This window comes from Stenotrophomonas sp. EMP41, assembly GCF_047495535.1.
Lineage (GTDB): Bacteria > Pseudomonadota > Gammaproteobacteria > Xanthomonadales > Xanthomonadaceae > Stenotrophomonas > Stenotrophomonas sepilia.
Map to the genome: position 1 here is coordinate 1,606,743 of NZ_CP179923.1, position 13,906 is coordinate 1,620,648.

The following is a 13,906-nucleotide window of genomic DNA, read 5'->3' on the forward strand; positions in this document are numbered from 1 at the left end:
CGGCCTGCGGTATCATTACCAGTCATCTTTTGAATGCATAACCGCCGACATGATCGAACTGAATCCTGTCCGCCAGCGCATCACCGATCTGACTGATCGCGTGCTGTCGCTTCGGGGGTATCTTTGACTACGACGCCAAGAAAGAGCGTCTTGAAGAAGTAACGCGGGAACTGGAAAGCCCCGATGTCTGGAACAACGCCGAGTACGCCCAGAACCTGGGCCGCGAGCGTTCCAGCCTGGAAAAGACCGTGGGCGGCATCGCCTCGGTGCTCGATGGCCTGAACGACGCCACCGAACTGCTGGAGCTGGCCGAGTCCGAGCAGGACGAGGAGACCGCACTGGCCGTGGTTGCCGATCTGGACAAGCACCAGGCGCACGTGGAGAAGCTGGAGTTCCAGCGCATGTTCTCCGGCGAGATGGACAATGCGGCCGCGTTCGTCGACATCCAGGCCGGTGCCGGTGGCACCGAAGCCCAGGACTGGGCCGAGATCCTGCTGCGCATGTACCTGCGCTGGTGCGAGTCGCGCGGCTGGAAGACCGAGCTGATGGAAGTCTCCGGTGGCGACGTCGCCGGCATCAAGTCCGCCACGCTGCGCGTGGAAGGCGACTATGCCTACGGCTGGCTGAAGACCGAGACCGGCGTGCACCGCCTGGTCCGCAAGTCGCCGTTCGACTCGGACAACCGCCGCCATACCAGCTTCACCTCGGTGTTCGTGTCGCCGGAGATCGATGACAACATCGACATCACCATCAACCCGGCCGACCTGCGTACCGACGTGTACCGTTCGTCCGGTGCCGGTGGCCAGCACGTCAACAAGACCGAGTCGGCGGTGCGTATCACCCACATCCCGACCAACATCGTCGTGGCCTGCCAGACCGGCCGCAGCCAGCACCAGAACCGCGACAACGCGATGAAGATGCTGGCGGCCAAGCTGTACGAGCTGGAGATCCAGAAGCGCAACGCCGAGAAGGATGCGGTGGAAGCCACCAAGTCCGACATCGGTTGGGGCAGCCAGATCCGCAATTACGTGCTGGACCAGAGCCGTATCAAGGACCTGCGTACCGGCATCGAGCGTTCGGATACGCAGAAGGTGCTGGACGGCGACCTGGACGAGTTCGTCGAGGCCAGCCTGAAGGCCGGCCTGGCCGTGGGCTCCAAGCGCGTCGATGCCTGATCGACGCGCCTGCGTGGAGATCATCACCCTCGCGCGCAACGCCGAGGGTGGCTGAACTGGTTTTTTGTAGAGCCGAGCCACGCTCGGCTGCTTTTCGCGAGCTGGCGGACGCGTCGAGCATGGCTCGACGCTACAAAGGGTAGGACGGGCCGATGATGCGCAGCGAAAGTGAACGCAAGGAACTCGGCGGCTTCCTCAAGGCCTGCCGCGCCCGTGTCGACCCCGCCACGCTCGGCCTGCCGGCCGGGCGCCGGCGTACCCCGGGCCTGAAGCGCGAGGAAGTCGCGCTGGCGATCGGGGTGAGCGTCAGCTGGTACACCTGGATCGAGCAGGGCCGTGAAGTGCGCGCCTCGCCCGAGGTGCTGGAGCGCCTGGCGCAGGTGCTGCGCATGAGCGACGACGAACGCGCCTACGCGTTCGCGCTGTCCGGCTACGGCGTGCCGCTGGAATCACCGGACGAGAGCGTGACCGACGGCCTGCGCCAGCTGGTGGAGGCGATGCAGCCGATCCCGGCCTATGTGCGCAACACCCGCTTCGATATCCTGGCCTGGAACCCGGCCATCGCCGAGCTGTTCGTGGACTACAGCCAGTTGGCGCCGCATGAGCGCAACACGCTGCGGCTGATGTTCCTGTACCCGCCATACCGCACATTGATCCTCAACTGGGAAGAAATGACCCGTGGCCTGCTGGCGGGCTTCCGTGCGGCGATGGCGCAGGCGCCGGACAAGGCGCCGTTCCTGGCGCTGGTGGAGGACATCGCAGCGCACAGCGAGGAGTTCCGCCAGTGGTGGCCGGAGCACGATGTGCGCCGGTTCGATGAAGGGGCGAAGAAGCTGAACCACCCCACGCGCGGGTTGCTGGACCTGCAGTACGTGGCGCTGGTGCCGGAGAGCCGGCATGACCTGTCACTGGTGACCTACCTGCCGCGGAAGTAGGGGGTGTTCGGCAGGGCTGCGCCCTGCACCCGCAGAGGCCGAAGCAACGGCAACAGCAAAGGCGGGCATTCGGTGGGATGGCGGGGCGGTGTGGGTTGGCAGGACACGCCGTAAACCCGTCCATGGGGGCTCGATGGCGCCATCCATGGCGCCAACGGTCCTGCCAACCCACACCGCCCCGCCTCAGACAAATTTCGCGCGGCCGTTGGTAGGTGTCGACCTTGGTCGACACATCTGTCAGATATCGAAAGAAATTCCGGGGTCAGATCCCAAGAGTATTCCCGACAGATCGCAGAACTCTGTCGAAGGCGGGGTGGGTCCGGTTGCGGGGGGCCAGATCAGTGAGCCGCATGGATGCGGCGACCGAGCTTACATGGATGTACTTGCAGCGTCCCCCTCAACCGGACCCACCCCGCCAACCCACGGAATGCCAGCTGCTGCCGTTGCCGTTGCCTTGGCTTGGCTTGAAGCCTCTGCGGGTGCAGGGCGCAGCCCTGCCAAGAGCCCCATTCAGGCAGGTAAGTGCAAGTCACAGGATAAGCAGACGCCTTGTTGCCTCCGCCAATCGGGTCCACATTCCTGTGCAGAAGACGGGCCGCTGCCCGTTGCCGAGACAACAGGAGCCCTGCATGTCCGCTGCCCCCACCACCGCCATTTCCCGCGATCCGGCCACCGGCCAGCAGATCGCCAGCCATCCCTTCGCCACCGATGCCGAGCTGGAAACGATCCTCGACCGCGGCCAGGTCGGCTTTGCGGCCTGGAGCGTCAAGAGCCTCGAACAGCGCGCAGACGTACTGCGAGCGATGGCCGCCGTACTGCGGCGTGACCGCGAGAAGCTGGCCGCGCTGGCCACTGCCGAAATGGGCAAGGTCCAGGCTGAAGCGCTGGCCGAAATCGAGAAATGTGCCGTGCTGTGCGACTGGTACGCGGACCACGGCGCGCAGTTCCTGCGCGACGAACCGACCCAGGTGCCCGACGACAAGGCTTACGTGTCCTACCTGCCGCTGGGCGTGGTGCTGGGCATCATGCCGTGGAACTTCCCGTACTGGCAGGTGATGCGTGCGGCGGTGCCGATCCTGATGGGCGGCAACGGCTTCCTGCTGAAGCCGGCCGAGAACATCGTCGGTACCGCGCAGCTGCTCGACGCGGCCTGGCGCGATGCCGGGCTGCCGGAAGGCACCTTCATCGCCGCCAACATCAGCCGCGAGGGCACCAGCCGCGCGATCGCCGATGACCGCATCGCCGCAGTGACCCTGACCGGCAGCGTGGCCGCAGGCCGCAGCATCGCGGCCCAGGCCGGGCAGGCGCTGAAGAAGGTGGTGCTGGAGCTGGGTGGCTCGGATCCGTTCATCGTGCTGGCCGACGCCGATCTGGACGCCGCCGTTGATGCGGCGGTGGCCTCGCGCTTCCAGAACACCGGGCAGGTCTGCATCGCCGGAAAGCGCATCATCGTCGAAGACGCGGTCTACGATCGTTTCGTGGCGCAGTTCTGCCAGAAGGTGCAGGCACTGACCATCGGCGATGGCCGCGACCCGGCCAACCGCATCGGGCCGATGGCACGCCAGGACCTGCTGGAACAGTTGGACGCGCAGGTGCGCGCCTCGGTCGACGCAGGCGCGCAGCTGCTTGTCGGTGGCCATCAGCTCGATCGCCCGGGCGCGTTCTATGCGCCCACGGTGCTGGCGGACGTGGAGCCGGGCATGCAGGCCTTTGATACGGAAACGTTCGGGCCGGTGGCCTCGATCAGCCGCGCCCGCGATGCCGACCATGCGGTGGAACTGGCCAACCAGAGCGAATTCGGCCTCAGCGGCAACCTCTGGACCGGCGACCGCGCCCGAGCGATGCAGCTGGCACGCCGGCTGCAGACCGGCGGCGTGTTCGTCAACGGCTTCTCCGCTTCAGACCCGCGCGTGCCGATCGGCGGCGTGAAGAAGAGCGGCTTCGGCCGCGAGCTCTCGCACTTCGGCATCCGTGAATTCGTCAACGCGCAGACAGTGTGGTTCGACAAGCATTGACGCGCGGCTCTCATTCCTCCTGCAACGATCCACCATCAGTCCAGCACAAAGGACGGCATCCGATGTCCAAGGGTTCAGATCTGCTCGTCGCCGCACTTGAGAACGAAGGCGTCGAGCGCATTTTCGGTATTCCCGGCGAAGAAAACCTCGACGTGGTCGAGTCGCTCCGCCATTCCAGCATCGAGCTGGTCATCACCCGCCACGAACAGGCAGCGGTGTTCATGGCGGCCACCTATGGCCGCCTGACCGGCAAGCCGGGCGTGTGCCTGGCCACGCTCGGTCCGGGCGCGCTCAACTTCACCACCGGCGCCGCCTATGCGCTGCTCGGTGCGTGGCCGGTGATCATGATCACTGGCCAGAAGGGCATCGTCGCCAGCAAGCAGGCGCGCTTCCAGATCGTCGACATCGTCGGCACGATGAAGCCGCTGACCAAGCAGGCGCGGCAGATCGTCTCGGCACGCACCATCCCGACCATCGTCCGCGAGGCGTTCCGTGTCGCCCAGGAAGAGCGCCCGGGCCCAGTGCTGCTGGAACTCCCCGAAGACATCGCCGCCGATGAGGTCGAAGGCGTGGCGCTGGTTCCGCCGCACGCGGTGGATCGTCCCATCGCCAGCCCGGAAGCGCTGGATCGGGCGGCAGAGACCATCCGCAACGCCCGGCGTCCGCTGCTGATGATCGCTTCGGCGGCGTCGCGGCCGCAGTCCAGCGAGGCGCTGTCGGCGTTCGTGCTGCGCGCCGGCATTCCGTTCTTCACCACGCAGATGGGCAAGGGCGCGGTCGCCGGGGGCTCGGGCCTGTACATGGGTACCGCAGCGCTCACCGAGCGTGATTACGTGCACATGGCGATCGACCAGGCCGACGTGATCGTGACCATCGGCCACGAGGTCACCGAGAAGCCGCCGTTCGTGATGCGCCCGGGTGGGCCGACCGTGATCCATATCGGCTACTCGCAGGCGGCGGTGGAACAGGTGTACTTCCCGCAGGTGGAGGTGATCGGCGACATCGGCCGTTCGCTGACCCAACTGGCCGACCGCATCGAAGGCGCGGTGCCGAATGCCGCTGCGCTGCTGCCGCTGCGCGCGACCATCCTCGAGCACCTGGCCGACCGTGCCGAAGAGGCCCGGTTCACCCCGCAGCGGCTGGTGCACGACGTGCGCCAGGTGATGCCGCCGGACGGCATCGTGGCGCTGGACAACGGCATGTACAAGATCTGGTTTGCGCGCAACTACCGCACCCAGGTGGCCAACACGCTGTTGCTGGACAACGCGCTGGCGACCATGGGCGCGGGCCTGCCGTCGGCGATCATGGCCTCGATCCTGTACCCGCAACGACGAGTGCTGGCGGTGTGTGGCGACGGTGGATTCATGATGAACAGCCAGGAGCTGGAGACAGCGCGCCGGCTGGGCCTGAACCTGGTGGTGCTGATCCTCAACGACGGCGCCTACGGCATGATCCGCTGGAAGCAGGCGGTGGATGGCTTCACCGACTACGGCATGACCTTCAGCAACCCGGATTTCGTGAAGTACGCGGAGGCCTACGGCTGCAAGGGCCACGAGGTGACCGCCATCGAGCAGTTCATCCCGACCCTGCAGGCGGCCTTCAACGAGGGCGGGGTGCACCTGGTGTCGGTACCGGTCGATTACTCGGAGAACCAGCGGGTGCTGGTGGACGAGCTGCGGCAGGCGTTCCCCGGCAACGGGTAGACATCCAGAGTCCAGGTGAGGGCCCGGGCGGGGTCAGATCCCTTTGCGCAGCAGAGGGATCTGACCCCTCTCCCGGCTGGGGCTGGGCGGTTTTGGTATGCTGGGCAACCGGCTGTGCCGGGCGCTGCATCCCCCCTCACTATACGATTCCCGCAGATCCATGAGCGAAGCTACCGATACCCCCCCCGTCGACGAGAACAAGTTGATCGCCGAGCGCCGTGAGAAACTCAAAGCGCTGCGTGGGCAGGGCATCGCGTACCCGAACGATTTCCGTCGTGAGGACTTCGCCGGCCGCCTGCAGGAAGAATTCGCCGATGCCGGACAGTGGACCGCCGAGGCGCTGGAAGGCAACGGCCGCCAGGTGAAGATGGCCGGCCGCCTGATGGCCAAGCGCATCATGGGCAAGGCGAGCTTCGCGCAGATCCAGGACGAGTCCGGCCGCATCCAGCTGTTCCTGCAGGGGGCCGTGCTGGGCGATGCCTACACCGCGTTCAAGGGCTGGGACGTGGGCGACATCATCGCCGTCGAAGGCGGCCTGACCCGCACCAAGACCGGCGAGCTGTCGGTCAAGGCCGAGTCGATCCGCCTGCTGACCAAGTCGCTGCGCCCGCTGCCGGACAAGTGGCATGGCCTGGCCGACGTCGAGCAGCGTTACCGCCAGCGTTACGTCGACCTGATCGTCACCCCGGAGTCGCGCGCGGTCTTCATCAAGCGCTCGAAGATCATCCGCGCCATGCGTGCGTGGCTGGACAACCGCGACTTCCTGGAAGTCGAGACGCCGATGATGCATTACATCCCCGGCGGCGCGGCGGCCAAGCCGTTCACCACCCACCACAACGCGCTGGACCTGGACCTGTACCTGCGCGTGGCGCCGGAGCTGTACCTCAAGCGACTGACCGTGGGCGGCCTGGAGCGCGTGTACGAGATCAACCGCAACTTCCGCAACGAAGGCGTCAGCACCCGCCACAATCCGGAATTCACCATGATGGAGCTGTACGAGGCCTATGCCACGTACAACGAGATCATGGACCTGACCGAAGGCGTGATCCGTGACGTGGCCAAGACGGTCAACGGCAGCACCGAGGTCGAGTGGGACGGTGCGAAGATCGACCTGGGCCCGGCGTTCCGCCGCTGGCGCATGGACGAAGCCGTGCGCCACCACAACCCGGAAATCTCGGTTGCCGACTGCACCGACCGTGACGCGCTGCTGCGCCATTGCGAGCGCTTGAACATCCGCGTCAAGCCGTCCTACGGCTGGGGCAAGCTGCTGCTTGAGATCTTCGAGGCCACCGTCGAGCACACCCTGATCCAGCCGACCTTCATCACCGACCATCCGGTGGAAGTCTCGCCGCTGGCCCGTGCCAACGACAATGATCCGGGCTACACCGACCGCTTCGAGCTGTTCGTCAACGGCAAGGAGCTGGCCAATGGCTTCTCCGAGTTGAACGACCCGGAAGACCAGGCCCAGCGCTTCCAGGCCCAGGTGGCCGCGAAGGAAGGTGGCGACGACGAGGCCATGCACTACGACGCCGACTACATCCGTGCGCTGGAGTACGGCATGGCCCCGACCGGCGGCCTGGGCATCGGCGTCGATCGTCTGGTGATGCTGCTGACCGGCAGCAGCTCGATCCGCGATGTGCTGCTGTTCCCGTACATGCGTCCGGAGCAGTAAGTCACCTTTTTGACTCCCGTTTGTGCGCGCCGTCCCGAAACGAGACGGCGCGATTGACGCGTCCCGCACTCGGCGTATCGTAATTGCACTACCTTGACGCCTGTTATGGCTTGATCGGCGTCAGGGGAAGGCACGGTGTGGGGAGTCCGCTTCACATTGTGATGACGATCATGAATCGGGATGCACGACACGGGAGTCAGGCCGATGCAGGGTGCGAGCGTTCGCAGCGGCAGAGTATCCTCGCCTGCTGATGATCCAGCGTGGTCGAAAAACCAGGCAGAGTACGCGTTGAATATCGTCATCGTTGATGACCAGACTTCCGCCCGGACGATGCTGCGTCACGTCATCGAAGACATCGCGCCGGAACTGAGCGTGTATGACTTCGGCGATCCGCTGACCGCATTGGCCTGGTGCGAAGCCCATCCGGTCGACCTGCTGCTGCTCGATTACCGCATGCCGGAGATGGACGGGCTGGAATTCGCTCGTCGTTTCCGTCGGCTGCCCAAGCACCGCGACATTCCGGTGATCCTGATCACCGTGGTCGGTGACGAGCCGATCCGGCAGGCGGCACTGGAAGCAGGGGTCATCGACTTCCTGGTCAAGCCGATCCGCCCGCGCGAACTGCGTGCGCGCTGCTACAACCTGCTGCAGCTGCGCCAGCAGACCGAGAACGTGAAGCAACGGGCGCTGTCGCTGGAGCAGCGCCTGCTGGCCAGCATGCATGAGGTCGAAGAGCGGGAGCGCGAAACGCTGTCGCGGCTGGCGCGCGCGATCGAGTTCCGTGATGCCGGCACCAGCGCCTACCTGGAGCGCATGGCACGTGTGGCCGGCCTGATTGCCGAACAGCTCGGGCTGCCCGAGGAGGAGGTGCGCCTGATCGAAATGGCTGCGCCGCTGCATGACATGGGCAAGATTGCCATTCCCGATGCGGTGCTGCTCAAGCAGGGCAAGCTCAACGAGGAGGAGCTGGCGATCATGCGCCGGCACCCGCGGATTGGCCATGAACTGCTGAGCGGCAGCCAGAATCGTTTCATCCAGGTTGGCGCGTTGATCGCACTGCGTCATCATGAGCGCTACGACGGCAGCGGCTATCCCGATGGGCTGGTCGGCGATGCGATTCCGCTGGAAGCGCGCATCGTGGCTGTCGCCGATGTCTTCGACGCCCTGATTTCGCCCCGTCCGTACAAGGAAGCATGGACCATGGAAGCCACCCTGGCTTATCTCTACGCCCAGCGTGGCCGGCTGTTCGATCCCCGATGCGTGGACGCGCTGCTGCGCGGCCGCGAACAGCTGGACCAGATCTGCGCCGAGCATTCGATGGCGTCCGCGCGCCCGGGGCTGGGCGCGTGAAACGGCTGTTGTCGCGGCTGCGGCTGCGCCTGTCCCAGCGCCAGGACAGCGAACACGGCCAGCAGATCGTCCGTATTGTCCTGATCAGCCTGATCCTGGCCTATGTGCTGTTGCCGGCGCCGCGCCACGACCTGCCGCACACGCAGTACGTGGGCGTGCTGGCGATCGTATTGACCGGCCTGAGCCTGTCGCTGCTGCTGTTCGGCTGGCTGCTGTGGCGGCCGGCGCGTTCCGATCCCCGCCGCGTGCTGGGCATGCTCGCCGACTATGGCCTGATCGCTGCCGGCATGGTGCAGATGGGCGAGCCCCTGGCCTGGGTCTACATCGTGGTGATGTGGGTGACGGTCGGCAACGGCATGCGCTTCGGCAACCACTACCTGTACGTGGCGGTGGCGATGGCGATGGTGAGCTTCGGTTGCACGGTGCTGCTGACGCCTTACTGGCAACAGAATTTCCGTCTGGCCATCGGCCTCTGGCTCGGCCTGGCGGCGGTGCCGCTGTACTTCTCGACACTGCTGCGGCAGCTGACCGAAGCGATGGCCGAGGCGCGCCGTGCCAGCGAGGCCAAGAGCCGTTTCCTGGCCAACATGAGCCACGAGTTCCGCACGCCGTTGAACGGCCTCAACGGCATGACCGAAGTGCTGGCGACCACGCGCCTGGACGATGAGCAGCGCGAGTGCCTCAACACCATCCAGGCGTCGTCGCGCAGCCTGCTGGCGCTGGTGGAGGAAGTTCTGGACATCTCGGCCATCGAGGCCGGCAAGCTGCGCGTGGTGGCCGAAGACTTCGCCGTGGCCGACGTGATCCAGGCGATCGGGCTGATCCTGTTGCCGCAGGCCAAGGCCAAGCGCCTGGATTACCGGGTGAAGGTCGCCGATGGCGTGCCGCCACGCGTGCGCGGAGACGTCGGGCACCTGCGGCAGATCCTGCTGAACCTGGCCGGCAACGCGGTCAAGTTCACCGATCACGGCCGGGTCGAAATCCGTGTCAGCGTGGTGCAGGCCGATACCAGTGGCGCGGTGCGGCTGCGCTTCGACATCCTCGACACCGGCATCGGCGTGGCCCCGGCCATGCGTGCGCGGCTGTTCGATGCCTTCGAGCAGGCTGACGTCAGCATGGCGCGTCGCCACGAGGGCACCGGGCTGGGCACAACCATCGCCAAGGGCCTGGTCGAAGCAATGGACGGCGATATCGGCTATCTGGAAAACCCGCCTCGCGGCAGCCACTTCTGGGTCGAGCTGCCGTTCGCGCCGCCGCAGCCGCAGGTGCCGGGAGCGGTGCCGAGCCTGACCGGCGACGACGACGTGGGGCCGGGCGGCAACGTGATCGCATTTGCCGACCCGTTCCTGCGCCATCGCGCCCGCGTGCGCAGCATGCAGATCCTGGTGGCCGACGACCACGAGGCCAACCGCATGGTCCTGCAGCGCCTGCTGCAGAAGGCCGGGCATCGCGTGCTGTGCGTGGATGGCGGTGAGGCGGTGCTGGATGCGCTGGCCGACAGTGAGTTCGACGCGGTCATTGTCGACCTGCACATGCCGGGCATGAGCGGGCTGGACATGCTGAAGGAGTTGCGGGTGATGCAGGCCGGCGGCGGACCGCGCACGCCGGTGCTGGTGCTCAGCGCCGATGTCACGCCCGAGGCGATCCAGCGCTGTACCCAGGCTGGGGCGCATGCGTTCCTGGCCAAGCCCGTGGTGGCGGTGCGCCTGCTCGATACGCTGGCCGAGATCGCCAGCAACGCCCAGCTGAAGACCATGGCCGCACCGGTGGTGCGACCGATGGCGCTGCAGGATGGGGTGCTCGACAGCAGCGTGCTGGACGAGCTGGCCTCGCTGGGCATGGGCGAGGGCTTCGAACGTGAGTTCATCCGCCAATGCCTGGAGGACGTGGCGGGCTGCATGGGCAAGGCAGAGCAGGCCGGCGAGGCCACGCAGTGGGATGTGTTCCGCGAACAATCCCACGCGATCAAGGGCGTGGCCAGCAACCTCGGCCTGATGCGCGCGTCCAACCGTGCCGGCGAGCTGATGCGGATGGCCGACTGGCAGCTGAAGACCGAATGGCGCACGCGCCTGGGCATCCTGCAGGAGGCGATCAAGGAAGGCCGGCGTGCACTGGAGGCACGGGCCGAACGCCGGCTGCGCGGCGCTGCCGACGATGGCGAGGCGCGCTGAACCACGGCATGGTCCATAAAAAAAGCCCGGTGGCCAACCGGGCTTGAACCCATCCTGGGGGAGGGATGAATCAGGCTGCGTCGAGGCTGGCGCGACGGGTCTGGGCCTTGATCAGGCGATCCATGGTGCGCAGCGAGCGGTCGCCGAGTGCGAGGGCGGAATCGACCCATACCTTGGTGATCTCCAGCAGTTCGTCGTAGCTGACCGGCTGGGCGATGGCGCGTGCGGCGTTCATCGCCAGATAGGACTGCGGCGTGCGCTGCTGCTGGCGGATCAGTTCTTCCACCGCGGCCCGGCCTTCGCCCTTCTTCACCAGTACGTCGACCACGCCCATCGCATGCATTTCCTCGGCGCTGTAGACCCGGCCGTCGAGGATGATCTTCTCGGCCAGATGCGGCGACACCCGGCGGCACAGGAAGGAATAGGCGCCCATGCCCGGGAACAGGCCGAACAGCACCTCCGGCAGGCCCAGTCCGCTGCCTTCCTCGGCGACGATGGTGTGGCAGGCCAGGGCCATTTCCAGGCCACCGCCGAGGGCGTCGCCTTGGATCAGCGCGATCGAACGGACATCACCGCCGAACCCGGTATGCAGGTGGTGCACGCCCTCCACGCAGCGCTGGGCGTAGTTCAGCAGGAGGTCGCGGTTGCCTTCGCGGATCAGGCGGGTGAACAGGTCCAGGTCGCCGCCCAGGTTGTAGGCGACGGCATCGGAGGCCAGCACGAAATGCCGCAAGGTTCCGTTGTGGCGTTCGGCAGGGCTGCGGGTGATGGCCGCCATGTAGCTCCACATTTCGTCGAGCATGTCCTTGCGGCAGCAGGGACGGATCCCGGTGGCGGCATCGGCGTGCATGAACAGCCAGTGGGCAGCGCCGTCGGCGCTGTCTTCGGTACGGATGGTGGCGAACGGTGAGCCGCTTGAAGGCAGCTTTTCGATGGTACTCATGGAAGGGTCCTCGGCATGCGGCCCGCAGTGTCAGGTGGGTGGCCGGCGGGCCGAACGGTCCACACACGCGGCGATGCTACACCGCCCCAGGGGCGTCGCATGCGAAAGGGCCCGGGACGTTTCCGCCCCGGGCCCGGTGCCGTTCAAATTGCCGAAAACCCTTACTGGGCGGGCGTATCGCGGAGTTCGCGACGGAGGATCTTGCCGACATTGGTCTTCGGCAGCTCCTTTCGGAATTCAACGATTTTGGGGTGCTTGTAGCCGGTCAGGTTGGCCCGGGCATGCTCCTTGACCATTTCGGCGGTCAGGTTCGGGTCCTTCTTCACGATGACCACCTTCACCACCTCGCCGGACTTGTCGTCCGGGACACCGACCGCGGCCACTTCCAGCACGCCCGGCATCATCGCGATCACGTCCTCGACTTCATTCGGGTACACGTTGAAGCCGGACACCAGGATCATGTCCTTCTTGCGGTCGACGATGTAGAAGAAGCCGTGTTCGTCCATCTTCGCCATGTCGCCGGTATGCAGCCAGCCGTCGGCATCGATCGCCTTAGCGGTTTCCTCCGGGCGCTGCCAGTAGCCCTTCATCACCTGCGGGCCCTTGATGCAGAGCTCGCCGACCTCGCCCAGCGGCAGGATGGCGCTGTTGTCGTCCTTGATGCAGGCATCGGTGGACGGGATCGGCAAGCCGATCGAGCCGTTGTATTCGGTCAGGGTGAGCGGATTGATGCAGGCCGCCGGTGAGGTCTCGGTCAGGCCATAGGCCTCGACCAGGGTCACCCCGGTGACCTTCTTCCAGCGCTCGGCCACGGCACGCTGCACCGCCATGCCGCCGCCCAGGGTGACCTTCAGCGAGGAAAAGTCGACCGTGTCGAAGCCGGGGGTGTTGAGCAGGCCATTGAACAGCGTGTTGACGCCGGTGATGGCGGTGAAACGCACCGACTTGAGCTCCTTGACGAAGCCCTTCATGTCCCGCGGGTTGGTGATCAGGTGGTTGCAGCCACCGAACTTCATGAAGACCAGCCCGTTCGCGGTCAGTGCGAAGATGTGGTACAGCGGCAGGGCGGTGATGATCCACTCCTTGCCCATCTCGATGCCCGACGCACTGATCCAGGCCGAGGCCTGCTGCATGTTGGCGATCAGGTTGCGGTTGGTCAGCATCGCGCCCTTGGCCACGCCGGTGGTGCCGCCGGTGTACTGCAGGAACGCAATGTCGTCGTGGTCGATCTCGACCTTGGGCAGGCTGTGGCGGCTGCCGATCTTGAGCGCCTGGCGGAAGCGCACCGCGCCCTTGAGATGGTAGTTGGGCACCATCTTCTTGATGTACTTCAGCACGAAGTTGACGATCACGCCCTTGGCGCCAAGCAGGTCGCCCAGGCCGGTGGTGACCACGTGCTTGACCGGCGTATCGGCGATGACCTGCTCGACGGTGTCACCGAAGTTGTCGACCACCACCAGTGCGGTCACGCCGGCATCGACCAGCTGGTGCTTGAGCTCGCGCGGGGTGTAAAGCGGGTTGACGTTGACCACGGTCAGGCCGGCGCGCAGCACGCCGAAGGTGGCCACCGGGTACTGCAGGCAGTTGGGCATCATCAGGGCGACGCGGTCACCCTTCTTGAGCTTGAGCTCTCCCAGCAGGTAGGCCGCGAACTGATTGACCAGCGCGTCGGTCTCGCCATAGGTGAGGACCTTGCCGAAGCTGGAGTAGGCGGGACGGTCGCGGAACTTCGCGACGGAAGCGTCGAAGACCGAAGCTACCGAATGGAACTCGTTGACGTCGATTTCGGCGGGAACGCCTTTCGGATAGCTCTGCAGCCAGGGACGATCCAGACTCATATTCCCCCTCCAGGAATCGTGATGTATTAGGTTCCGACCCTGAGCGTATCGACAACGGCCGGTCATTGCAGCATACCCCGCCGTAGGGAAAACGCGAAGAGGCC

Annotated in this window: 9 protein-coding genes; 7 read left to right on the top strand and 2 right to left on the bottom strand. The window is 65.8% G+C overall.

What is annotated here, in order from left to right; genetic code table 11:
- The first annotated feature begins 49 nt into the window (after positions 1-49).
- The 7 genes from prfB (at position 50) to ACMGRF_RS07370 (ending at position 11,021) form a co-directional block, all read left to right on the top strand.
- Positions 50-1,175 (top strand): peptide chain release factor 2 gene (gene prfB, locus ACMGRF_RS07340; protein WP_099479803.1). Its coding sequence is split into 2 segments (ribosomal slippage): positions 50-124 and positions 126-1,175, totalling 1,125 coding nucleotides; the frame shifts between segments, so codons are not numbered across the junction.
- A gap of 152 nt (positions 1,176-1,327) precedes the next feature.
- The gene (locus ACMGRF_RS07345) at positions 1,328-2,110 is read left to right on the top strand and encodes a helix-turn-helix transcriptional regulator (protein ID WP_008267447.1); all 783 of its coding nucleotides are present in this window, start codon (positions 1,328-1,330) and stop codon (positions 2,108-2,110) included.
- Between the two features lie 629 nt (positions 2,111-2,739).
- Positions 2,740-4,125: an NAD-dependent succinate-semialdehyde dehydrogenase gene (locus tag ACMGRF_RS07350; RefSeq protein ID WP_049413959.1), complete on the top strand. Its 1,386-nt coding sequence runs from the start codon at positions 2,740-2,742 to the stop codon at positions 4,123-4,125.
- Positions 4,126-4,187: 62 nt separating this feature from the next.
- Entirely contained in the window at positions 4,188-5,828 is a 1,641-nt protein-coding gene (locus ACMGRF_RS07355; RefSeq protein ID WP_099487660.1) for an acetolactate synthase large subunit, read from the top strand.
- 160 nt (positions 5,829-5,988) lie between these two features.
- Positions 5,989-7,500 carry a lysine--tRNA ligase gene (lysS, locus tag ACMGRF_RS07360; RefSeq protein ID WP_099487662.1) on the top strand — a complete coding sequence of 504 codons (1,512 nt, stop codon included), beginning with the start codon at positions 5,989-5,991 and terminating at the stop codon, positions 7,498-7,500.
- A 204-nt stretch (positions 7,501-7,704) separates the two neighbouring features.
- Positions 7,705-8,850 carry a two-component system response regulator gene (locus ACMGRF_RS07365; protein ID WP_049435901.1) on the top strand — a complete coding sequence of 382 codons (1,146 nt, stop codon included), beginning with the start codon at positions 7,705-7,707 and terminating at the stop codon, positions 8,848-8,850.
- A complete protein-coding gene (locus ACMGRF_RS07370) occupies positions 8,847-11,021 on the top strand; it encodes a response regulator (protein WP_111096384.1) in 2,175 nt (724 codons plus the stop codon). Before ACMGRF_RS07365 ends, ACMGRF_RS07370 begins: the two co-directional genes overlap by 4 nt.
- A 70-nt stretch (positions 11,022-11,091) precedes the next feature.
- On the opposite strand, the gene ACMGRF_RS07375 is transcribed toward ACMGRF_RS07370, so the two are convergent.
- Complete coding sequence (locus ACMGRF_RS07375; protein WP_014647007.1) at positions 11,092-11,964, bottom strand: crotonase/enoyl-CoA hydratase family protein; 873 nt, start codon at positions 11,962-11,964, stop codon at positions 11,092-11,094.
- Between the two features lie 161 nt (positions 11,965-12,125).
- Positions 12,126-13,802 carry a long-chain fatty acid--CoA ligase gene (locus ACMGRF_RS07380; RefSeq protein WP_049413950.1) on the bottom strand — a complete coding sequence of 559 codons (1,677 nt, stop codon included), beginning with the start codon at positions 13,800-13,802 and terminating at the stop codon, positions 12,126-12,128.
- Between the last annotated feature and the right edge of the window lie 104 nt (positions 13,803-13,906).

Coding starts and splice junctions, on each gene's coding strand:
- ACMGRF_RS07345 (WP_008267447.1), top strand. CDS start 1,328: ATGATGCGCAGCGAAAGTGAACGCAAGGAACTCGGCGGCTTCCTCAAG.
- ACMGRF_RS07350 (WP_049413959.1), top strand. CDS start 2,740: ATGTCCGCTGCCCCCACCACCGCCATTTCCCGCGATCCGGCCACCGGC.
- ACMGRF_RS07355 (WP_099487660.1), top strand. CDS start 4,188: ATGTCCAAGGGTTCAGATCTGCTCGTCGCCGCACTTGAGAACGAAGGC.
- lysS (WP_099487662.1), top strand. CDS start 5,989: ATGAGCGAAGCTACCGATACCCCCCCCGTCGACGAGAACAAGTTGATC.
- ACMGRF_RS07365 (WP_049435901.1), top strand. CDS start 7,705: ATGCAGGGTGCGAGCGTTCGCAGCGGCAGAGTATCCTCGCCTGCTGAT.
- ACMGRF_RS07375 (WP_014647007.1), bottom strand. CDS start 11,964: ATGAGTACCATCGAAAAGCTGCCTTCAAGCGGCTCACCGTTCGCCACC.
- ACMGRF_RS07380 (WP_049413950.1), bottom strand. CDS start 13,802: ATGAGTCTGGATCGTCCCTGGCTGCAGAGCTATCCGAAAGGCGTTCCC.